At 50.4% G+C, this 19,358-nt stretch carries 19 protein-coding genes; 11 read left to right on the top strand and 8 right to left on the bottom strand.

Going from position 1 to position 19,358, the window contains the following annotated elements; translation table 11 throughout:
- Positions 1 to 85: 85 nt before the first annotated feature.
- Complete coding sequence (locus tag H0248_RS07310) at positions 86 to 646, bottom strand: helix-turn-helix transcriptional regulator (protein ID WP_180785326.1); 561 nt, start codon at positions 644 to 646, stop codon at positions 86 to 88.
- Between the two features lie 28 nt (positions 647 to 674).
- Positions 675 to 902, bottom strand: coding sequence for a hypothetical protein (locus tag H0248_RS22090; RefSeq protein WP_014916669.1), 228 nt, complete (start codon positions 900 to 902; stop codon positions 675 to 677).
- A gap of 694 nt (positions 903 to 1,596) precedes the next feature.
- On the opposite strand from H0248_RS22090, the gene H0248_RS07315 reads away from it, so the two are divergent.
- The 4 genes from H0248_RS07315 to H0248_RS07330 all read left to right on the top strand — a co-directional run bounded on the left by H0248_RS07315 (position 1,597) and on the right by H0248_RS07330 (position 5,401).
- Positions 1,597 to 3,216, top strand: a complete 1,620-nt coding sequence (locus H0248_RS07315) for a methyl-accepting chemotaxis protein (protein WP_180785327.1) — start codon at positions 1,597 to 1,599, stop codon at positions 3,214 to 3,216.
- A gap of 200 nt (positions 3,217 to 3,416) precedes the next feature.
- A complete protein-coding gene (locus H0248_RS07320) occupies positions 3,417 to 4,253 on the top strand; it encodes an AraC family transcriptional regulator (protein WP_180785328.1) in 837 nt (278 codons plus the stop codon).
- Positions 4,254 to 4,358: 105 nt separating this feature from the next.
- On the top strand, positions 4,359 to 5,093 hold the full coding sequence (locus tag H0248_RS07325; RefSeq protein ID WP_180785329.1) for an AzlC family ABC transporter permease: 735 nt from the start codon (positions 4,359 to 4,361) through the stop codon (positions 5,091 to 5,093).
- Complete coding sequence (locus H0248_RS07330; RefSeq protein WP_180785330.1) at positions 5,090 to 5,401, top strand: AzlD domain-containing protein; 312 nt, start codon at positions 5,090 to 5,092, stop codon at positions 5,399 to 5,401. Before H0248_RS07325 ends, H0248_RS07330 begins: the two co-directional genes overlap by 4 nt.
- Positions 5,402 to 5,467: 66 nt before the next feature.
- On the opposite strand, the gene leuD is transcribed toward H0248_RS07330, so the two are convergent.
- The 5 genes from leuD to leuL all read right to left on the bottom strand — a co-directional run bounded on the left by leuD (position 5,468) and on the right by leuL (position 10,358).
- On the bottom strand, positions 5,468 to 6,070 hold the full coding sequence (leuD, locus tag H0248_RS07335; protein ID WP_180785331.1) for a 3-isopropylmalate dehydratase small subunit: 603 nt from the start codon (positions 6,068 to 6,070) through the stop codon (positions 5,468 to 5,470).
- Positions 6,071 to 6,083: 13 nt separating this feature from the next.
- Complete coding sequence (gene leuC / locus H0248_RS07340) at positions 6,084 to 7,484, bottom strand: 3-isopropylmalate dehydratase large subunit (protein ID WP_010298066.1); 1,401 nt, start codon at positions 7,482 to 7,484, stop codon at positions 6,084 to 6,086.
- 2 nt (positions 7,485 to 7,486) lie between these two features.
- On the bottom strand, positions 7,487 to 8,578 hold the full coding sequence (leuB, locus tag H0248_RS07345) for a 3-isopropylmalate dehydrogenase (RefSeq protein ID WP_010298064.1): 1,092 nt from the start codon (positions 8,576 to 8,578) through the stop codon (positions 7,487 to 7,489).
- Positions 8,578 to 10,176, bottom strand: a complete 1,599-nt coding sequence (leuA, locus tag H0248_RS07350) for a 2-isopropylmalate synthase (protein WP_180785332.1) — start codon at positions 10,174 to 10,176, stop codon at positions 8,578 to 8,580. The genes leuB and leuA overlap by 1 nt, the downstream gene beginning before the upstream one ends.
- A 98-nt stretch (positions 10,177 to 10,274) precedes the next feature.
- Positions 10,275 to 10,358, bottom strand: a complete 84-nt coding sequence (gene leuL, locus H0248_RS22460) for a leu operon leader peptide (protein ID WP_180785399.1) — start codon at positions 10,356 to 10,358, stop codon at positions 10,275 to 10,277.
- 228 nt (positions 10,359 to 10,586) lie between these two features.
- On the opposite strand from leuL, the gene H0248_RS07360 reads away from it, so the two are divergent.
- The 4 genes from H0248_RS07360 (at position 10,587) to cra (ending at position 16,238) form a co-directional block, all read left to right on the top strand.
- On the top strand, positions 10,587 to 12,392 hold the full coding sequence (locus H0248_RS07360; protein ID WP_180785333.1) for an AMP-dependent synthetase/ligase: 1,806 nt from the start codon (positions 10,587 to 10,589) through the stop codon (positions 12,390 to 12,392).
- 361 nt (positions 12,393 to 12,753) lie between these two features.
- A complete protein-coding gene (ilvI, locus tag H0248_RS07365) occupies positions 12,754 to 14,472 on the top strand; it encodes an acetolactate synthase 3 large subunit (RefSeq protein ID WP_180785334.1) in 1,719 nt (572 codons plus the stop codon).
- Positions 14,473 to 14,474: 2 nt separating this feature from the next.
- Positions 14,475 to 14,966: an acetolactate synthase small subunit gene (gene ilvN, locus H0248_RS07370; RefSeq protein ID WP_010681718.1), complete on the top strand. Its 492-nt coding sequence runs from the start codon at positions 14,475 to 14,477 to the stop codon at positions 14,964 to 14,966.
- 267 nt (positions 14,967 to 15,233) lie between these two features.
- Positions 15,234 to 16,238, top strand: coding sequence for a catabolite repressor/activator (cra, locus tag H0248_RS07375; protein WP_180785335.1), 1,005 nt, complete (start codon positions 15,234 to 15,236; stop codon positions 16,236 to 16,238).
- Between the two features lie 66 nt (positions 16,239 to 16,304).
- On the opposite strand, the gene H0248_RS07380 is transcribed toward cra, so the two are convergent.
- A complete protein-coding gene (locus H0248_RS07380) occupies positions 16,305 to 16,742 on the bottom strand; it encodes an L-alanine exporter AlaE (RefSeq protein WP_180785336.1) in 438 nt (145 codons plus the stop codon).
- Positions 16,743 to 17,628: 886 nt separating this feature from the next.
- On the opposite strand from H0248_RS07380, the gene mraZ reads away from it, so the two are divergent.
- Genes mraZ through ftsL form a run of 3 tightly spaced genes read left to right on the top strand, consistent with a single transcriptional unit; the run spans position 17,629 to position 19,351 of the window.
- Positions 17,629 to 18,087, top strand: a complete 459-nt coding sequence (gene mraZ, locus H0248_RS07385; RefSeq protein ID WP_010298042.1) for a division/cell wall cluster transcriptional repressor MraZ — start codon at positions 17,629 to 17,631, stop codon at positions 18,085 to 18,087.
- A gap of 2 nt (positions 18,088 to 18,089) precedes the next feature.
- Complete coding sequence (gene rsmH, locus H0248_RS07390; protein WP_180785337.1) at positions 18,090 to 19,034, top strand: 16S rRNA (cytosine(1402)-N(4))-methyltransferase RsmH; 945 nt, start codon at positions 18,090 to 18,092, stop codon at positions 19,032 to 19,034.
- A complete protein-coding gene (ftsL, locus tag H0248_RS07395; protein ID WP_014916655.1) occupies positions 19,031 to 19,351 on the top strand; it encodes a cell division protein FtsL in 321 nt (106 codons plus the stop codon). The genes rsmH and ftsL overlap by 4 nt, the downstream gene beginning before the upstream one ends.
- Positions 19,352 to 19,358 lie beyond the last annotated feature (7 nt).

Raw genomic sequence — 19,358 nt, forward strand, 5'->3', positions numbered from 1 at the left:
AGCAAAGTGGAATCCCGCCCTGACCTGCCGCTAGCTTTGTCTGCCACGGGTGGTTTGCAGGGTCGTGAGGTATCAGCGGCGTTGTTTACGTGATGATTTGTTCACGTAATGGCTTGCCTGCGCTGAGTAATGCACAATAACGTGCTAATTCGTCCTGCTGGTGGGTATTGCGTATCTGTAAAGCCAGGTTAATCGTGGCAAGCTCCCGGGCGTTATCGGCTAATTCTTGGGGGATTTTTTTTTGTTTTGCCAGCCAGTCGGCGACATCGCTCCATTCCCACAGCGGAGATGTACCGCGCAAGCGCTGGACTGGAGAGGGGAAATCACCCGCACCGCGTTTTCCATCTTTGAGAAGCGCAATAGCCTGACGCGACAGCGCAGACAAGGCTGCGATATCACTGATCCCAACCCAGACTGCATCGACGGAGTGGACTTTGGCCTGGATGCCTGCGGACTCGATATCATGAATAGCACTGATAACCGCGGTAGAAAAACGGGGGCTTTCTCGATCAAATTCGAGATAGACGGCGCTGCCATAGAAGCAAATCAAGGCATCGTCGCAGCCGCTGGCAAAAAGCGCATCTTCCAGCCCAGCCGTATCTGCGGAAACGCCCGCTAGCGTGAGAGAAAAGTGATACGTTGTCATAAATTCCTCGGTAAGCCGTATAGACCTTCTATTGTTTCAACGTTATCAGGCAGCTATCGACATTGCGGCGGATCTGCTTTGCGTGATTTTCCGGGACTGATGGCGTGGACCAAATACTCATCATATGGGTACTGTGATCCGGCGTGCCACAGATAAGTCTGCCAAATGCATGCCCGTTGCTGGGATAAAAACGCCAGCCTTGCGCTAGTGCGTATTCAATAGCTGCCTGAATATGCTTATTTGGATGTTTTTTCATCGCTATATAGGGTCATGGTAAAGTCGTGTGTTGACAATTGTCAACGCTGGTGTTGGTCGAGAATGAAATATACCTGCTTATTTAGCTGACATTTAAACGGCGCGATCGGCCTGCGCGCAGCTTCGCAAAAGCAAATTGAAGAGGAAGACTGGAAAGGAAGCATGCCGCAGAGAAAGGCTCCGGGCATGCTTACTGCGGGTTATTCCACTGGTTTTAGACGGGCGACAAAGTGCCGCAGCATGGGTAGCATCGGTGAACATTAACCTGGGTGTGTTGTAACGTGATTCTTTTATATTCAGGATGATGAAATAGTGAATCAGTCAGTAATATTGAATATTAAAGAGTATTTGTTTTCAATAAAAAAGAATGACTCCGTTTATCTCTCTTTTTCTCTTATAATTAATACTAATGTAAGAATAATGACTAAAATAATTCACTAATTCAGTGTAATGGTTTTTATTATAAATTATTTTTTTTGGAAACTATTTTTGTTGAAATTATAGGCGTTTTTTTGTGATGATGCTCCTATGGATAAAATTATTTTTTATAGCCCATTGTTTTTTATCTTGCGTTTAACGCACATTGTTACAATCTTTAAATAGTCTGTAACATATAGCCGCGTTTTATTTTTTCTTGCTTACTTACCAGAAATTTACTTCGCAGCAATTTTTTGAATAACTCGACGGATGTAAAAATGAGCGATGTTCCTTATCAGTCAATAGCGATTTACGAAAAACCAGAACCCTGGCACGCTGCACCTGGTGTGCACAATATCAAACTGACGCCCCTTTTCGTCATTGTTTTTTCTGGTGTTTTACTTCTTTTTTCCTTGGCAGTTTCCACATCGTCCTATTTTCTTAAGCAGGCTGAACAATCGTTAAATAGTTCGACGCTGGAATTGAATGTTCGAATGGAATTAGTTGATAGTGCTAATCATATGCGTGCAGCGCGTATGAATTTGCTCCATGCGGTGAATCACTTACGTAATGGCCTTACGGATAACTACAATGCGAGTATGAAAGCGGCAGAAGAACGTCTGTCGCTGTCTCAGAAAATGTTTAATGGGTATCAAAATAGGTCGGTTCGCTCAGATGTTGAACTCGCTCGCGATAATGAATTAAAAGCGCGCTATGGCGATTATGTTGAACGCGGTATTAAACCCATGTTTGACATCGCGAAGAAGGGCAATGTTGAAGAACTCAATGCGTTTGAGTCGACGACCCTGTCTAAATTGGATGATGAGTATGATGTGCCGTTGAAAGCGTCCTATCTTTATCGTGTTGATATGGCAAAAAATATTAATGTAACAGCTGAACGGAATTCCACACTGGGTTATACGCTCATGTCGGGTGCCTTTATTTTAGCTATCGTGTTAACGGGCATGACGTTCTTCGTCATTCGTCGGGTCATTATTAACCCAGTGCAGTATTGGGTGTCACGCATACAGGCCATCGCACACGGAGATTTAACGCGCACGAGTGTGGATGTTGGACGCAATGAAATCGGTATTTTGGGGAACAACATCCAGCAAATGCAGGATTCGCTCTCCGAAACAGTTGGCTCGGTACGCGACAGTGCAGAGTCGATTCACAGCAGTTCGACGAAAATTGCCGTCGGTAATACGGATTTGTCTGCACGAACAGAGCAGCAGGCTGCGGCGTTGGCGGAAACGGCGGCCAGCATGGAGCAGCTCACAGCTGCCGTGAAGCAGAATACCGATAATGCGCACCATGCAAGCGTTGTGGCGACGGAGACCTCAGCCAAAGCGGTGAACGGTGGCGGCATTGTGGAACAAGTTGTCGGTTCTATGGATGACATTGCCAAGAGTTCAGGCAAAATTTCTGAGATTATCTCGCTCATCAATGGGATTGCATTTCAGACCAATATTCTGGCGCTGAATGCGGCAGTAGAAGCGGCCCGTGCGGGTGAGCAGGGCAAAGGATTCGCGGTGGTTGCAGGAGAAGTGCGTAATCTGGCACAGCGCTCGGCTAACGCCGCAACGGAAATTGCTGCACTGATTAAAGAATCCGAAGCCAGAGTAACAGAGGGAACGACGCTGGCATCCGAAGCTGGTAAAGCGATGGCCGAGATTGTGGCTGAAATTAATAACGTCACCCGCATCATGAATGAGATCGCGCTGGCGTCTGATGAACAGAGCAGTGGCATCAATCAGGTGTCGTTAGCGATATCAGAAATGGATCGGGTCACGCAACAGAACGCGACGCTGGTGCTGGAGGCTTCCTCGTCTGCTGCATCGCTTGAGCAGCAGGCCGAACGGTTGAATCTTGGCGTGTCCCGATTTCATCTGATGTAACCCAGTTGGTAAAAGACATAAAGACGAGAATGCGTCATCAATGGCCAGCGGCTTTGTCGCTGGCTTTTTTTCGTCGCTTTTTCGAGCATGGGGATGTGAATCCGCTTCTGATAGAATCAGTGAAACAGGTACGCTGTTTCTGGCTATAAAGAGTCGCTTCCGCCAGAGCAATTTTGTACAAACGATAAGAGGATTCACGCGTGCATAAAAAGCCGGTAGTGCAAGAGCAAACACATTTCAGACACCTGGAGGCATTAGGTGGTCTGGATATGTTGCAGGCGCAGTACTACCAGCAGCGTTTTCCTCGTCATGTGCATGATACGTATTGCATCAGTGTGATTGAGCAGGGAGCTCAGCGTTTTTATCGTTCCGGTGCAGAGCACGTTGCGCCCAAAGGCGACATTATTCTGGTGAACGCGGACGATGTACACACGGGGAGTTCGGAGGTCGAAACCGGCTGGGCCTATCGCGCCATTTATCCACATCCCGATCTTTTTCGCTCGATTAATCAGGATCTGCAACGTTCAAAGGATTCCATCCCGTGGTTTCCCGACGCGGTTGTTCACGACCCAGGGCTGTCGGATCAACTGCTCATGACGTTCAATATGCTCGCTCAGCCGGGCAATATGCTCTTGAAAGAAACGCTGCTGTTGTCGTCATTAACCTGGTTGACGATGCGCTACAGCAAGACGCGTCTGACGCCACAAATGCTGCCCGTTGCGACCCAAAATATATTGAACGTTAAAGCGTTTATGGACAGCTATCCTGAAAGAGAACTGGCTCTCGTTGAATTGGCCGCGCTGGCCGAACTCAGTGTGTGGCACTTCTTACGACAGTTTAAAGCGGTGGTGGGGATTACGCCTCACGCTTACTTGATTCAGGCACGGCTACGCAAGGCTAAGGCATTGTTGCGTAAAGGAGATGCGATCCTCGATGTTTCCGTAATGTGCGGCTTTACCGACCAGAGCCACTTCCACCGTCATTTCAAAAACTCGCTGGGGCTGACGCCAGGGGCGTTTGCTAAAGGCAATCTGTAGTTATACTCGGCCGCTATTCTGGGGCGCAGCAAATTCATCCAATACTCTTAAAAAACGTTTTGTTAGTTTTCCGCTATCGATATTTTTATGGTAGTGCAATGTTATATGGAAAACACCGTAGCCCGTTCATCGTCTGAATCAAAAGACACCGTGAGTCCGTGGAAGCATTTTATGACCGGCGTGGTTGAAATGCTTCCGCTCTGTTTGTCCGTGGTGCCCTGGGGCATTTTAGCTGGCTCTATGGCTATCCAGTCGGGATTATCCGTTGGGCAAAGTATCGGGATGTCCGCGATTATTTTCGCGGGAGCGGCGCAGCTCGTTTCGCTAGGCTTACTCATGTCTGGGGCGAATGTCGCAACGCTATTAATCTCCGTTTTTTTTATCACCGCGCAGCACCTGATATATGGTCTGACGTTACGTGAATATGTTTCAACGTTGAAATTGAGAAAGCGCCTTCCTATCGGGTTTTTATTATCAGACGAGCTTTTTGCACTCAGTGAAAAGAAAGACAGGAAGAATAATGTCAGTACTAGTTATTTAATCGGTGCGGGTTCTATCTTTTATATTTTTTGGAATATCTTCAGTATTCTTGGTGTGGTTATGGCGTCATCAGTGCCCGATTTAGATAAGTATCATCTTGATTATTCTATCGTTGCTACGTTTATCACCATTGTTGTGCCGATGATAAAGAAAATCAGCACCTTCTCTGGCGTCCTGTTTTCTCTGTTGTTGTCGATGCTGTTGACCTATTTCAAGGTAGAAGGTGCCATTGCTATTGCTGGCGTCGGCGGTATGTTTTTCTCTGTGTTCATCGCGTCTGTGCTTAAGGAAGAAAAATGAGTTGGTTATTAATATTCGTTCTGGCAGGGATTGTGTTTTTTAATCGCTATATTTTTCTTGAGCCCGCCGTACCGGTAAAAATTCCGGTTTTACTCCATCGTGCATTAAAGTATTCAGCACCTTGTTTACTCACTGCGATTTGTGGACCGATTATTTTAATGGACTACGGCGTGATTCGCGCCTTTCCTGATAACCCGTATTTTCTCGGCGCGATAGTGAGTGTCGTGATTTCATTCTTTATCAGAAATATAGTCGTCGCGGTGCTTTTGAGTATGCTGGCTTTTTATCTGATAGCCTCGCTGCTGTAATCCCCCATTCTTCCAAAAAAAAAGCCCGCAGGGAAGTGCGGGCTTCGGGCTATCTGTAATCTTGAATCAGTTCAAAAATGCAGGCTGATTCTTTTCATACTCGGTAATAGACGCTTCGTGTTGCAGCGTCAGGCCGATGCTGTCTAATCCGTTGATCATGCAGTGACGGCGGAAGCTGTCGATTTCGAACGGATAGCGTTTGCTGCCCGCCTGAACGACCTGATTTTCCAGATCGACCGTGAAGGTAATCCCTTCCTGCCCGTCAACCAGCTTGAACAGCTCGTCCACTTCCTCGTCACTCAGTTTCACCGGCAGCAACTGGTTATTAAACGAGTTGCCGTAGAAGATATCGGCGAAGCTTGGTGCGATAACGACTTTGAAACCGTAATCGGTCAGCGCCCATGGCGCGTGCTCACGGGAAGAGCCGCAGCCGAAGTTTTCCCGTGCCAGTAGGATACTTGCCCCTTTGTATTGCGGCTGATTCAGCACAAACTCAGGGTTGGGCTGTTGACCCGCATCGTCCAGAAAGCGCCAGTCGTGGAACAGGTGTTGGCCGAAACCGGTACGCGTCACCTTTTGCAGAAACTGCTTGGGAATGATGGCGTCGGTATCGACATTAGCGGCATCCAGAGGAACCACCAGACCTGTGTGTTGAGTAAATTTAGCCATGTCGGTTTCTCTCTTAATTCAACTCGCGGACGTCGGCAAAGCGACCTGTCACTGCCGCTGCCGCAGCCATTGCTGGGCTGACCAGATGGGTGCGGCCTGCGCGACCCTGACGGCCTTCAAAGTTACGGTTGCTGGTTGATGCACAACGCTCACCAGGGTTCAGACGGTCATTGTTCATCGCCAGACACATGGAGCAGCCCGGTAAGCGCCACTCAAAGCCCGCCTCGATGAACACTTTATCCAGCCCTTCCAGTTCCGCCATGGTTTTTACCGGCCCAGAACCAGGTACGACGATAGCCTGAACGCCAGCGGCGACTTTACGTCCTTTGGCGATTTCTGCCGCGGCACGCAAATCTTCGATACGTGAGTTGGTGCAGGAGCCAATGAAGACTTTATCGATCTTCACGTCAGTCAGTTTAATGCCGGGTTGCAGATCCATATACGCCAGTGCTTTGGCCGCGGAGGCGCGTTCTACCGGATCGCTGAAAGAGTCAGGGCTAGGGATTTCCTGATTGACGGCGATAACCTGACCGGGGTTGGTGCCCCAAGTGACCTGCGGCGCGATCTGAGCGGCGTCCAGCGTGACGATCGTGTCGAACTGCGCGTCATCATCGGATTTCAGCGTGCTCCAGTACGCAACGGCAGCATCCCAGTTGGCATCTTTCGGTGCAAACTGACGGCCTTTCAGGTAGTTGAAGGTCGTCTCGTCCGGTGCGACCAGACCTGCCTTCGCGCCCATTTCAATCGCCATATTACACAGCGTCATACGGCCTTCCATGCTCAGCGCACGAATAGCGGTACCGCAGAATTCAACCACATGACCGGTGCCGCCTGCGCTACCGGTTTTACCGATGATCGCCAGCACAATGTCTTTCGCGGTGATGCCGTGTGGTGCATCGCCGGTGACTTCAATCTTCATCGTTTTAGCGCGACCCTGCTTCAAGGTTTGCGTCGCCAGCACATGTTCCACTTCCGACGTACCGATACCGAAAGCCAGTGAACCAAATGCGCCGTGCGTTGCCGTGTGCGAGTCACCGCAGACGATGGTCATACCCGGCAAAGTCATCCCTTGCTCAGGCCCGATAACGTGAACGATGCCCTGATACGGGTGGTTCAGGTCATACAGCTGAACGCCGAATTCCGCACAGTTTTTGATTAATTCCTGCATCTGAATACGGGCCATCTCGCCACTGGCGTTGATGTCTTTGGTCTGCGTGGACACGTTGTGGTCCATGGTCGCGAAGGTTTTCCCCGGTTGACGAACCTTACGGCCCATCGCGCGCAGGCCGTCGAAAGCCTGCGGGGAAGTTACTTCGTGTACCAGATGTCTGTCGATGTACAGCAGCGGCGTTTCGTTCGGCGCTTCATGAACCACGTGCGCTTCGAACAATTTTTGATATAACGTCTTACCCATGGTTATGCCCCTTGTGCGACAAAGCGCGCAATCACGTCGCCCATTTCATTGGTGCCGATCGCGCTGCCGGTGCTTGCCAGATCGGCAGTACGATAGCCTTCAGCCAGTGCGGTATTGACGGCTTTTTCGATCGCTTCTGCGGCATCATCCGCACCCAAGCTGTAGCGCAGCAGCAGCGCCAGCGACAGAATCTGTGCAATCGGGTTGGCAATATCTTTACCCGCGATATCCGGTGCGGAACCGCCAGCTGGCTCGTACAAACCGAAGCCTTGTTCGTTCAGGCTTGCGGAAGGCAGCATGCCCATTGAGCCGGTAATCATGGCGCACTCGTCGGACAGAATGTCTCCGAACAGGTTAGAACACAGCATCACGTCAAACTGAGACGGATCTTTGATTAACTGCATTGTCGCGTTATCAATATATAGATGGGACAGCTTCACATCGGGATAGGCTTTGGCAACTTCATTTACGATCTCGCGCCACAGAATCGAGCTTTGCAGCACGTTGGCTTTATCGATGGAGGTCACGATGCTGCGACGTTTGCGAGCGGATTCAAACGCGATATGCGCGATGCGCTCAATCTCAAAACGGTGATACACCTCGGTATCGAAAGCGCGCTCATATTGACCGCTGCCTTCACGACCTTTTGGCTGGCCGAAGTAGATCCCACCCGTCAGTTCGCGGACGCACAGGATATCAAAGCCTTTCGCGGCGATGTCGCTACGCAGCGGACAAAACGCTTCCAGCCCCTGATACAGACGAGCAGGACGCAGGTTGCTGAACAGTTTGAAGTGCTTACGCAGAGGCAATAACGCACCGCGTTCCGGCTGTTCTGCCGGCGGCAGGTGTTCCCATTTCGGGCCGCCCACGGAACCAAACAGAATCGCATCGGCCTGCTCACAGCCTGCAACGGTCGCCTGCGGCAGCGGTGTGCCCTGACGGTCAATGGCGATACCGCCAACGTCATATTCGCTGGTGGTAATGCGGATGCCAAAACGCTGACGTACCGCATCCAGTACTTTATGGGCCTGCGCCATTACTTCCGGGCCAATGCCGTCTCCGGGTAAAACGGCGATATGGTAGCTCTTTGTCATCACACTGTTTCCTGACTGTTTTGTTGTTTGCTATCGTTTTGTTGTTGGTTACTTTGCTGCTGCAGACGTTGAATTTCTTTTTCTACCTGCTGAGCACGTTTGATGTTGTTTAATACATTTACCATTGCCTGCGCGGAAGATTCAACGATATCCGTTGCCAGACCGACGCCGTGGAAGCGACGACCCTGATAATCCGCGACAATATCAACCTGACCCAGCGCATCACGACCCTGACCTTTGGCGGTCAGTTGGTATTTGACCAGCGAAACCTGATAACCCGTAATGCGGTTGATCGCCTGATAAACGGCATCTACTGGGCCATTACCCGTTGCGGCTTCTGACTGGGTTTCTTCGCCGCAGATCAGTTTGACAGAGGCGGTTGCCATTACGCTGGAGCCGGACTGAACGCTGAAATAATCCAGATGGTAGAACTCAGACTCTTCCTGTTGACGGCTGATAAAGGCCAATGCTTCCAGATCGTAATCAAAGACCTGACCTTTCTTGTCTGCCAGTTTCAGGAAGGCAGAGTACAAATCGTCCAGATTGTAGTCGCTGTCCTGATAGCCCATTTCCTCCATGCGGTGTTTCACCGCCGCGCGACCGGAACGGGAAGTCAGGTTCAACTGGACTTCTTTCAGGCCGATGGATTCCGGTGTCATGATTTCGTAGTTTTCACGGTTCTTCAGCACGCCATCTTGGTGAATACCAGAGGAGTGAGCGAAGGCATTGGCACCCACAACGGCTTTGTTAGCAGGGATAGGCATGTTGCAAATCTGGCTGACCAACTGGCTGGTACGGTAGATTTCCTGATGATTGATATTCGTGTGCACATTCAGGATGTTATGGCGGGTTTTGATCGCCATGATGACTTCTTCCAGTGAACAGTTACCCGCGCGTTCGCCGATACCGTTCAGGGTGCCTTCTACCTGACGTGCGCCTGCATGCACTGCCGCCATAGCGTTGCCAACGGCCAGACCCAGATCGTCATGAGTGTGAACAGAAATAATGGCTTTATCGATATTGGGAACATGTTGGTACAACGAGGCGATGATATTGCCGAACTCATGCGGCATGGTGTAGCCGACGGTGTCAGGAATATTGATGGTGCGAGCACCGGCGTTGATGGCAGCTTCAACCACGCGACACAGGTCTGGGATTGGCGTGCGGCCCGCATCTTCGCAGGAAAATTCAACGTCGTCTGTGTAGTTACGTGCGCGTTTGATCATGTAAATGGCGCGTTCGATCACTTCATCCAGCGTGCTGCGCAACTTCGTGGCGATATGCATCGGCGAGGTCGCGATAAAGGTGTGGATACGGAATGCTTCTGCGACACGCAGCGCTTCTGCGGCGACATCGATGTCTTTCTCGACGCAGCGAGTCAGGCCACACACACGACTGTTTTTGATGTTACGGGCGATCGTCTGAACAGATTCAAAGTCGCCGGGAGAGGACACAGGAAAGCCGACTTCCATGACATCAACGCCCATACGTTCCAGGGCGAAGGCAATTTGCAGCTTTTCTTTTACACTCAGACTCGCCTGTAAAGCCTGTTCACCATCGCGTAATGTGGTATCGAAAATAATGACTTGCTCGCTCATTGGTTTAGTTCCTTGTCGTGTCTATTTGTACTTGGCGCTCGGCGAGTAAAAAAAAACCCGCGCATCAGCGCGGGTTTGTGTATCGTGTGGCGAGAAACTTAGTTCTGAACTCTGCCCACCAACCTACCGCGCAAGGAGGATGCGTTTAGTAGTAGGCTTAGTAGGACAGTAAAGTTGAACATGGTGTCTCGTCATCTAAAATTCGGTGTTCCTTTATTGGTACGCGATTATCAGGGTCATGTCAACTCTTGATTGGTGTGACATGCATCAAGTAAACCAGCGATAGCCTGTGCCGAATGCACGAAAGATCGTTGCGGTTTTGAACAATGACGGTAGACTGCACGTCAAATAATGTACAGCCGTACGCTGAAATGCTGTCAAATTCTTCCCCCTTAGAAATTCGTTTACAGATGAATAATCATTTACAGCCATACCATGTGGTGCACCGAGTCCAAGATCGAATCAATCGCTGCGCAGGCCGTATTACGTTGCGTGAGTGGACGCCTGCGGGCGAACAGCAGCTCACCTGGACACAGGCCGGGCAGCGCATTCAGCGCATTGCCAGCGCGCTCTTAGCGTTAGGGCTGGATGTTCAGGAACGGGTGGCAATTTTCTCTCATAACTCAATGAACTGGTCACTGGCCGATCTTGCGCTGCTGCACCTGCGTGCGATCAGCGTGCCAATCTATGCCACGAATACGGCGGCACAGGCGGCATTCATCATCAATGATGCAGATATCCGCACGATATTCGTCGGTGGTCAGGAGCAGTTGGATGCGCTGCTGGCGCTGCGAGACACGTGCCCGCAACTGCGAAACATTATCGTGATGGATGAAGGTGTTAACCTGCGCGGTAGCGACATCGCACAATCTCTGCATGAATTTGAAGCGCAGGCGGTAGACGAGTTCTGGCGTGATGAATGGCAAACGCGTATCGACAGCCGCGATCTCAACGATCTGTTTACGCTGATTTATACCTCTGGCACTACCGGTGAGCCGAAAGGCGTCATGCTGGATTACACCAACATGGCGATGCAGCTTAAGCTGCATGACGATCGTCTGGATATGTCAGAAAATGACGTATCGCTCTGTTTCTTACCGCTTTCCCACGTATTTGAGCGCGCCTGGAGCTTTGTCATTATGCACCGCGGCGCGCAGAACGTGTACCTCAGCAACACGAATCTGGTGCGTGAGGCAATGCAGGCTGTGAAGCCTACCGTGATGTGCGCCGTACCGCGTTTTTATGAGAAAGTGTATAGCGCTATCCATGAAAAAGTGGCGCAGGCGCCGTGGTATCGCCAGCGGCTATTTAACTGGGCTATCGCGCAGGGGCAACGCGCTTTTCTGGCGAACCAGACCGTGAAGAAGGGTGGTCTTTTCCGTCGTGTTATGCACCACTATGCAGACCGTCTGGTGTTAGGGAAACTGCGCCAGTTGCTGGGGGGGGAGATTCGCTTTATGCCAGCCGCAGGCGCACGACTGGATGACAACATTATTCTGTTTTTCCGGTCGATCGGGATTCGTATTATCTATGGTTACGGCATGACTGAAACCTGTGCGACGGTTTCCTGCTGGGAGGAAGGTCGCTTCTGCCTGGGCTCTATTGGTACGCCGCTGCCGGGCATTGAGGTCCGCATTGGTGAGGAAAAAGAGATTCAGGTACGCGGTGCGACCCTCATGCGGGGCTATTTCCGCCGTCCGCAGGAAACCGCAGACACTTTTACCGAAGATGGCTGGCTGAAAACCGGCGATGCGGGGGAACTGGATGCCAACGGTAACCTGTTTATTACCGAACGGTTGAAAGATCTGATGAAAACCTCCGGCGGTAAATATATTGCACCGCAGCATCTGGAAGGCACGCTGGGACAGGATCGCTTCATCGAGCAGGTTGCGATTATTGCGGACACGCGTAAGTACGTGTCTGCGCTGATTGTTCCCTGCTTTGAAGCATTGGAAGAATACGCTCACTCTATCAACCTGAAGTACCACGATCGTTTGGAACTGCTGCGCCACAGCCATATTATTGAGCTGTTCGAACAGCGCTTGAGGGAGATGCAGAAGGAGCTTTCCCGCGTGGAGCAGGTGAAGAAATTCACGCTGCTGCCTGTGCCGTTTTCGATGGCAGAAGGGGAACTGACGCCAACACTCAAGCTACGCAGGAAGATCATCAACCAGCGTTACCAGTTGGAAATTGATGCGATGTACGCCGAGTCTTGATGATGTTGTAGGCCGAGAAGCGCGTTTCCTGAAAAGAAATGTGGTTTTCGGCCTCAATATTTCACTCTGTAATTTATGGCCTTCATGGATGATCTCTCAGGTCTGAAGGTTCCCAGTTAGTATTTTATCTCAGTTCCTTTTTCCCTCACGTTCGATTACCCCTAGGCACGATTAAGAGCGGTGGTTTTTTGCCGTTTGTCTGCGTCATAATCTAGCGTTATGTTAATGAGTTATCAGTAATCCCTATAATATTTCGTATTCTTGTACTAAAAGTTAACAGTATTAATACAATGTGAGCGCGGGGATTTCTCCCGATCAATACAGAAGCGGATTCCGCTTTCTGAACAAAAGAGGCAGACCCATGGAGATGTTGTCAGGCGCCGAAATGGTGGTCCGATCGTTGATCGATCAGGGCGTAAAACATGTGTTCGGTTATCCGGGCGGTGCGGTGTTGGATATTTACGACGCCCTGCATACGGTTGGTGGTATCGAGCATATTTTGGTGCGGCATGAGCAAGGTGCGGTACATATGGCGGATGGCTATGCGCGCGCGACGGGTGAGGTCGGCGTCGTGCTGGTCACGTCTGGTCCTGGTGCGACCAACGCGATTACCGGTATCGCTACTGCCTATATGGACTCCATTCCTATGGTGGTGTTGTCCGGTCAGGTTGCGACTTCGCTGATTGGCTATGACTCCTTTCAGGAATGTGACACGGTGGGCATTTCCCGCCCTATTGTGAAGCACAGTTTTCTGGTCAAGAAAGCGGAAGATGTCCCGACGATTCTGAAAAAAGCGTTTTATTTGGCATCGACCGGACGTCCTGGGCCGGTGGTGGTCGATCTGCCGAAAGACGTCATGAATCCGGCGAATAAGCTGCCGTACGTTTATCCTGAAAGCGTCAGTATGCGCTCCTATAATCCGACGGTTCAAGGGCACAAAGGCCAGATTCGTCGCGCGTTGCAAACCCTGCTGGCGGCAAAAAAACCGATTATCTACAGCGGTGGGGGCGTGATTAATGCGGAGTGTCACGAAGAACTGCTGACGCTGGCGGAAAAACTTAACCTGCCAGTGACAACCTCCCTGATGGGGCTGGGTGGCTTTCCTGGTACGCACCGTCAGTGCCTCGGTATGCTGGGGATGCACGGGACATATGAAGCCAATACGGCTATGCATAACGCCGATGTGATTTTCGCCGTAGGGGTGCGTTTCGACGACCGAACAACGAATAATCTGGCGAAGTACTGCCCGAATGCGACGGTTCTGCACATTGATATCGATCCCGCGTCGATTTCCAAAACGGTAAATGCCGATGTTCCTATCGTCGGCGATGCCAAACAGGTATTGAGCCTGATGCTGGAGTTGCTGGCACAGGATGGTGCAACGCAGCAGTTTGATGCGCTGCGCGACTGGTGGCAGAGTATCGAACAGTGGCGTGGGCGTCACTGTCTGAAATACAACACCGAAGGCGACAAGATTAAACCACAGGCGGTGATTGAAACGCTGCATCGGCTGACTGAAGGTAAAGCCTATGTGGCATCGGACGTCGGCCAGCACCAGATGTTCGCTGCGCTGTATTATCCTTTCGATTTGCCGCGCCGCTGGGTGAACTCCGGTGGGTTGGGCACGATGGGCTTTGGCCTGCCTGCGGCATTGGGCATCAAACTTGCGCTGCCGGAAGAAACGGTGATTTGTGTAACGGGCGATGGCAGTATTCAAATGAATATTCAGGAGCTTTCTACGGCGCTGCAATATGATCTGCCTGTGGTGGTCATTAACCTGAACAACCGTTTCCTCGGCATGGTGAAGCAGTGGCAGGACATGATCTACTCGGGCCGCCATTCCAGCTCTTATATGGAATCATTACCGGATTTCGTCAAGCTGGCTGAAGCGTACGGTCACATCGGGATTTCTATCGATACGCCGGACGAACTGGAAAGCAAGCTGTTGCAAGCGCTGGCACAGAAAGACCGTCTGGTGTTTGTTGATATCAACATCGACAGCAGCGAGCATGTTTACCCCATGCAGATTCGCGGCGGGGCGATGGATGAAATGTGGTTGAGCAAAACGGAGAGGACCTGATCATGCGGCGGATTTTATCAGTATTACTTGAGAATGAATCAGGCGCCTTGTCACGTGTCGTCGGCCTGTTTTCCCAGCGCGGCTACAACATCGAAAGTCTGACGGTGGCACCAACCGAAGATCCAACGCTATCTCGTATGACTATCCAGACGGTAGGCGATGAGAAAGTGCTGGAGCAGATCGAAAAGCAACTGCACAAGCTGGTGGATGTCCTGCGCGTCAGCGAGCTAGGGCAGGGCGCGCACGTTGAGCGTGAGATCATGCTGGTGAAACTACAGGCTACAGGCTATGGTCGTGAAGAAGTGAAGCGCTGCGCCGATATTTTCCGCGGCCAGATTGTGGATGTCACTGCCTCGCTTTATACCGTACAGCTTGCTGGCACCAGCGATAAATTGGATGCGTTCCTGAGTGCCGTGCGTGAAGTCTCCGAAATTGTTGAAGTGGCGCGCTCTGGTATCGTCGGCGTATCACGCGGCGATAAAATCATGCGTTAATCGACTTTTCGCTGCTTTTTCTTTTAAGAGGCCCGATAATAGTATCGGGCCTTTTTATTTCCCTTATCTTATATAGGTACAATATATTCAGCTTAAAAGACATCCATTATTGATATGGCAGCTTGAAATATGTCGGTAACGTGATAAAAGCAGTTGCCGTACAAAAGCTTCTGCTGTTAGATCTACGCCATATCCATGATGATTTTATGGTCATCACACTATTTATTGAGCCGGCCTACTTATTTTCCGGCCTACTAAGGGGTTACCGTGAAACTGGATGAAATCGCGCGTCTTGCGGGTGTTTCACGCACGACAGCCAGCTATGTCATTAACGGGAAAGCAAAACAATATCGCGTTAGCGATAAGACCGTTGAGAAAGTCATGGCTGTCGTCAGGGAGCACAATTATCATCCCAACGCCGTCGCGGCTGGATTACGTGCCGGACGTACGCGTTCAATTGGTTTGGTTATTCCCGATTTGGAAAATACCAGCTATACACGCATCGCTAATTATCTGGAGCGTCAGGCCAGACAGCGCGGATATCAGCTATTAATTGCGTGTTCAGAGGATCAGCCAGACAATGAGATGCGGTGTATTGAGCATCTGTTGCAGCGTCAGGTTGACGCGATTATTGTTTCTACCGCATTACCGCCGGAGCACCCGTTTTATCAACGTTGGATAAACGGCAGCCTGCCGATTATTGCGTTAGACAGGGCGTTAGATCGGGAGCACTTCACCAGCGTGGTGGGGGCCGATCTTGAAGATGCTGAAATGCTGGCGCAGGAATTAAGAAAAGTGCCTGCGAAATCGGTACTGTATCTTGGCGCTTTGCCTGAGCTTTCCGTCAGCTTCCTGCGTGAGCAGGGGTTCCGTCAGGCTTGGGCGGGCGATCCGCGCGAAGTGAATTACCTTTATTCTAATAGCTATGAACGCGTGGCTGCCACTGCCGCGTTTATGGATTATTTGAAAAATAATCCTATGCCCGAAGCGTTATTCACCACTTCATTCCCGCTATTGCAGGGAGTGATGGACGTCAACCTGAAGATTAACGGGCGTTTGCCGAATAATCTGGCTATCGCGACCTTTGGGGACAATGAACTGTTGGATTATCTGGAGTGTCCGGTATTGTCTGTCGCTCAGCGCCATCGTGAAGTCGCGGAACGCGTACTGGAGTTGGTGTTGGCCAGTCTGGATGAGCCGAAAAGGCCGAAACCTGGTTTGAATCGTATCCGGCGTAATCTGTATCGTCGTGGTTCTTTGAGCCGCGCGTAATCTCGACCTGCTTTTTGCGCCATAGATTGCTATGGCGCCTCTTCCTTACCTAGCCTCAATTCACTTTTACGGCAAGGCGACTCGGAATAACCGACGGCAATATTCCAGAAAGTAGCCATATATCACGCCCGTCACCATCGATACCACCAAATTACTGGTAACCGCGGCTAGGATTTGCGCGGGGTTCGCCCCGATAGACCAGAGGATGATGGCGTAAACCGGTGATTGGAAACTGACATAGGCAAACAGATCGGCGACGCTGCGCACCAAGAAATGCTCACCACCGTGACGTCTGGCCATATTCAACACACGATCCCGGTAAAGCCCATACGGCCAAGCAATGGCAATGTTGACGGGGATAGATAACAAGCGTGAAGACAGCGATTGCTCGATGCTCATACCGGAAAGCATGATTTCTATCGCCATGCCAGTGATGAAACAATAGACAACGAGCGCAAAGGTATCTGCAGTGGCACTTCGCAATCGTGACGTCGGGGAAAACATGGCTGGTTGCTCCATTCTTAGGTCGGATAAACTGGTGTAATGGTTTAATGTGGTTTTTTGTTATGGTTTATTTTGTTTGTATAGTTTACATCACTGCATTATTGGCTTTGTACTAGGTAAAAATATTTATTTGTGAGTGTTTTTTATACTTTCCCGCTACTTTATGTCTATCCGATAATTTTCCCGTTTTTTTATCGCGACAAGGGATTTAAAATTATTTAAAAACAATATGTTATGTTTTTTTGGTGAAAGACTTGTCTGCGCGGGAAGGAATTGCGTTAAAGCACTAAAGGAAGTGAGTAGGTGACCGATAAAACAGGGTTGCTCGTGGTGCCCCATTTTTAATGCGTCTTTGAGGACGAGGGATGCTTAATGTATTCCACATTTCCTGAGCCTGCTTTTCTTTTCAGGAAACCGCATTCGTCGGTGGGGCATCAATTAACGTAAATCGGCTGATTAATGAAGAATCGGCGATGTTGATGTTAAAAATGTGACATTGAGCAGATGTTAACCGCTACGGTATGATACTGCGGGCTTGTGCAGGCCTTGGTATTCAAGGTGTTCGGCTTGGTAAGACTATTCTGAAAACCGCTGCCTTTGGTATCAGCTTGTGACAATAAAAATAATCAATATGCCGGAGTTAGTGGCTATATGTTTGAAATATTCCCATTTCTCTATGAATTTTCCTCAAATTATCATGATGTTAATCTTTGTTAATTCTGACTCCTTATTCCTTTTACCTCTATGACGCCCACAATTCATTCAGGAATAATCCCAAAGCGCGCCAGCTCTGGCTTGACAAGGTTTTCATACCCTCCGTACACTCTTAAAGGTGGGATTTTGTGGGGTAAAGTGGTGAAAAAGGTGATGGAGGGGTAACTCAGGTATGTTTCGTGGGGCTACGCTGGTTAACCTCGACAGTAAAGGGCGCCTTGCTGTGCCTACCCGATATCGGGAAATGCTGAATGGGGAATCGCAAGGTCAAATGGTTTGCACCATTGACCTGCATCAGCCATGTCTGCTGCTTTATCCCTTACCTGAGTGGGAAATTATTGAACAAAAATTGTCGCGCTTGTCGAGCATGAACCCTGCTGAACGTCGTGTTCAGCGTTTGTTATTGGGGCATGCCAGCGAGTGCCAAATGGATAGTGCAGGGCGTTTGTTGATTGCAAATACGTTAAGGCAGCATGCGGACCTCAAAAAAGAAGTGATGCTAGTCGGGCAGTTCAACAAGTTTGAACTGTGGGATGAACAGACTTGGTATCAACAGGTCAGGGATGATATTGACGCTGAACAATCGACTCAGGAACCTTTGTCTGAGCGGTTGCAGGACCTATCGCTATAGCCATGCTGGAAAATTATAAACATACCACCGTCCTGTTGGATGAGGCAGTAAACGGCCTGAACATTCGCAGCGGCGGCATATACATCGACGGCACATTTGGCCGTGGTGGTCATTCTCGTCTGATTCTTTCCCAACTGGGGCCGGAAGGACGTCTGTTAGCTATCGATCGCGATCCTCAGGCAATTGAAGCCGCCAAGGCGATTGACGATCCTCGTTTCTCTATTATTCACGGGCCGTTTTCCGCGATGGCGGAGTATGTTGCGGAACTCGGGTTGACCGGGCAGATCGATGGCGTTCTGCTCGATCTGGGCGTTTCTTCTCCCCAGCTTGATGACCCCGAGCGTGGGTTCTCATTTATGCGCGATGGCCCGTTGGATATGCGAATGGATCCGACACGTGGCTTGTCTGCCGCGGAATGGCTGATGAAAGCGGAAGCTGACGACATTGTCTGGGTCTTGAAAACGTTCGGCGAAGAGCGTTTTGCCAAGCGTATTGCCCGCGCCATTGTGGAGCGTAATCGTCTCGACCCGATGACGCGGACAAAAGAGCTCGCTGATTTGATCGCTGCCGCCAGCCCGATTAGAGAAAAGCATAAGCATCCGGCAACGCGCAGTTTTCAGGCTATCCGTATTTACATCAATAGCGAATTGGAAGAGATCGAACGTGCGCTAGAAGGCGCACTGAGCGTACTGGCTCCGCAGGGACGTCTGTCGGTGATTAGTTTCCACTCGTTAGAAGATCGGATTGTGAAACGGTTTATTCGCCATCAGAGCCGCGGGCCACAGGTGCCAGCGGGCCTACCGTTAACGGAAGAACAGTTGCGCAGCCAGGGTGGACAGACGCTAAAAGCTGTCGGCAAGAAACTGATGCCTTCGGAAGCAGAAGTTGCGGAAAACCCACGTGCACGCAGTTCTGTTCTGCGCTTCGCTGAGAGACTACCTGCGTGATCGGTAATGAGCGGCATACTCTGGTCGGCGTCATCGGTGAGGATCTGCTGCGTAATGCAAAACTCCCAGTGTTGCTGATGATTGCCGTGCTGGTTTCTGCTGTCTTTGTGGTCACCACGGCGCATAAGACACGCCTGCTGACAGCAGAACGCGAGCAGCTTCTGCTGGAGCGTGATGCGTTGGATATCGAATGGAGAAACCTGATCCTAGAGGAAAACTCGCTAGGGGATCATAGCCGCGTGGAGCGGATCGCGACGGAAAAACTGCAAATGGGACACGTTGATCCGTCACAGGAAAACATTGTGGTTAAGCAATGAACTAAAT

The sequence above is a fragment of the Pectobacterium brasiliense genome (assembly GCF_013449685.1).
Classification (GTDB): domain Bacteria; phylum Pseudomonadota; class Gammaproteobacteria; order Enterobacterales; family Enterobacteriaceae; genus Pectobacterium; species Pectobacterium brasiliense_A.

What these genes read in the sequence shown, in the direction of transcription:
- H0248_RS07315 (WP_180785327.1), top strand. Translation starts at nt 1,597, where the DNA reads ATGAGCGATGTTCCTTATCAGTCAATAGCGATTTACGAAAAACCAGAA.
- leuA (WP_180785332.1), bottom strand. Translation starts at nt 10,176, where the DNA reads ATGAGCGAGCAAGTCATTATTTTCGATACCACATTACGCGATGGTGAA.
- ilvI (WP_180785334.1), top strand. Translation starts at nt 12,754, where the DNA reads ATGGAGATGTTGTCAGGCGCCGAAATGGTGGTCCGATCGTTGATCGAT.
- rsmH (WP_180785337.1), top strand. Translation starts at nt 18,090, where the DNA reads ATGCTGGAAAATTATAAACATACCACCGTCCTGTTGGATGAGGCAGTA.
- H0248_RS07380 (WP_180785336.1), bottom strand. Translation starts at nt 16,742, where the DNA reads ATGTTTTCCCCGACGTCACGATTGCGAAGTGCCACTGCAGATACCTTT.
- H0248_RS07330 (WP_180785330.1), top strand. Translation starts at nt 5,090, where the DNA reads ATGAGTTGGTTATTAATATTCGTTCTGGCAGGGATTGTGTTTTTTAAT.
- ilvN (WP_010681718.1), top strand. Translation starts at nt 14,475, where the DNA reads ATGCGGCGGATTTTATCAGTATTACTTGAGAATGAATCAGGCGCCTTG.
- leuB (WP_010298064.1), bottom strand. Translation starts at nt 8,578, where the DNA reads ATGACAAAGAGCTACCATATCGCCGTTTTACCCGGAGACGGCATTGGC.
- H0248_RS07360 (WP_180785333.1), top strand. Translation starts at nt 10,587, where the DNA reads ATGAATAATCATTTACAGCCATACCATGTGGTGCACCGAGTCCAAGAT.
- mraZ (WP_010298042.1), top strand. Translation starts at nt 17,629, where the DNA reads ATGTTTCGTGGGGCTACGCTGGTTAACCTCGACAGTAAAGGGCGCCTT.
- leuC (WP_010298066.1), bottom strand. Translation starts at nt 7,484, where the DNA reads ATGGGTAAGACGTTATATCAAAAATTGTTCGAAGCGCACGTGGTTCAT.
- H0248_RS07325 (WP_180785329.1), top strand. Translation starts at nt 4,359, where the DNA reads ATGGAAAACACCGTAGCCCGTTCATCGTCTGAATCAAAAGACACCGTG.
- leuD (WP_180785331.1), bottom strand. Translation starts at nt 6,070, where the DNA reads ATGGCTAAATTTACTCAACACACAGGTCTGGTGGTTCCTCTGGATGCC.
- H0248_RS07310 (WP_180785326.1), bottom strand. Translation starts at nt 646, where the DNA reads ATGACAACGTATCACTTTTCTCTCACGCTAGCGGGCGTTTCCGCAGAT.
- leuL (WP_180785399.1), bottom strand. Translation starts at nt 10,358, where the DNA reads ATGTTCAACTTTACTGTCCTACTAAGCCTACTACTAAACGCATCCTCC.
- H0248_RS22090 (WP_014916669.1), bottom strand. Translation starts at nt 902, where the DNA reads ATGAAAAAACATCCAAATAAGCATATTCAGGCAGCTATTGAATACGCA.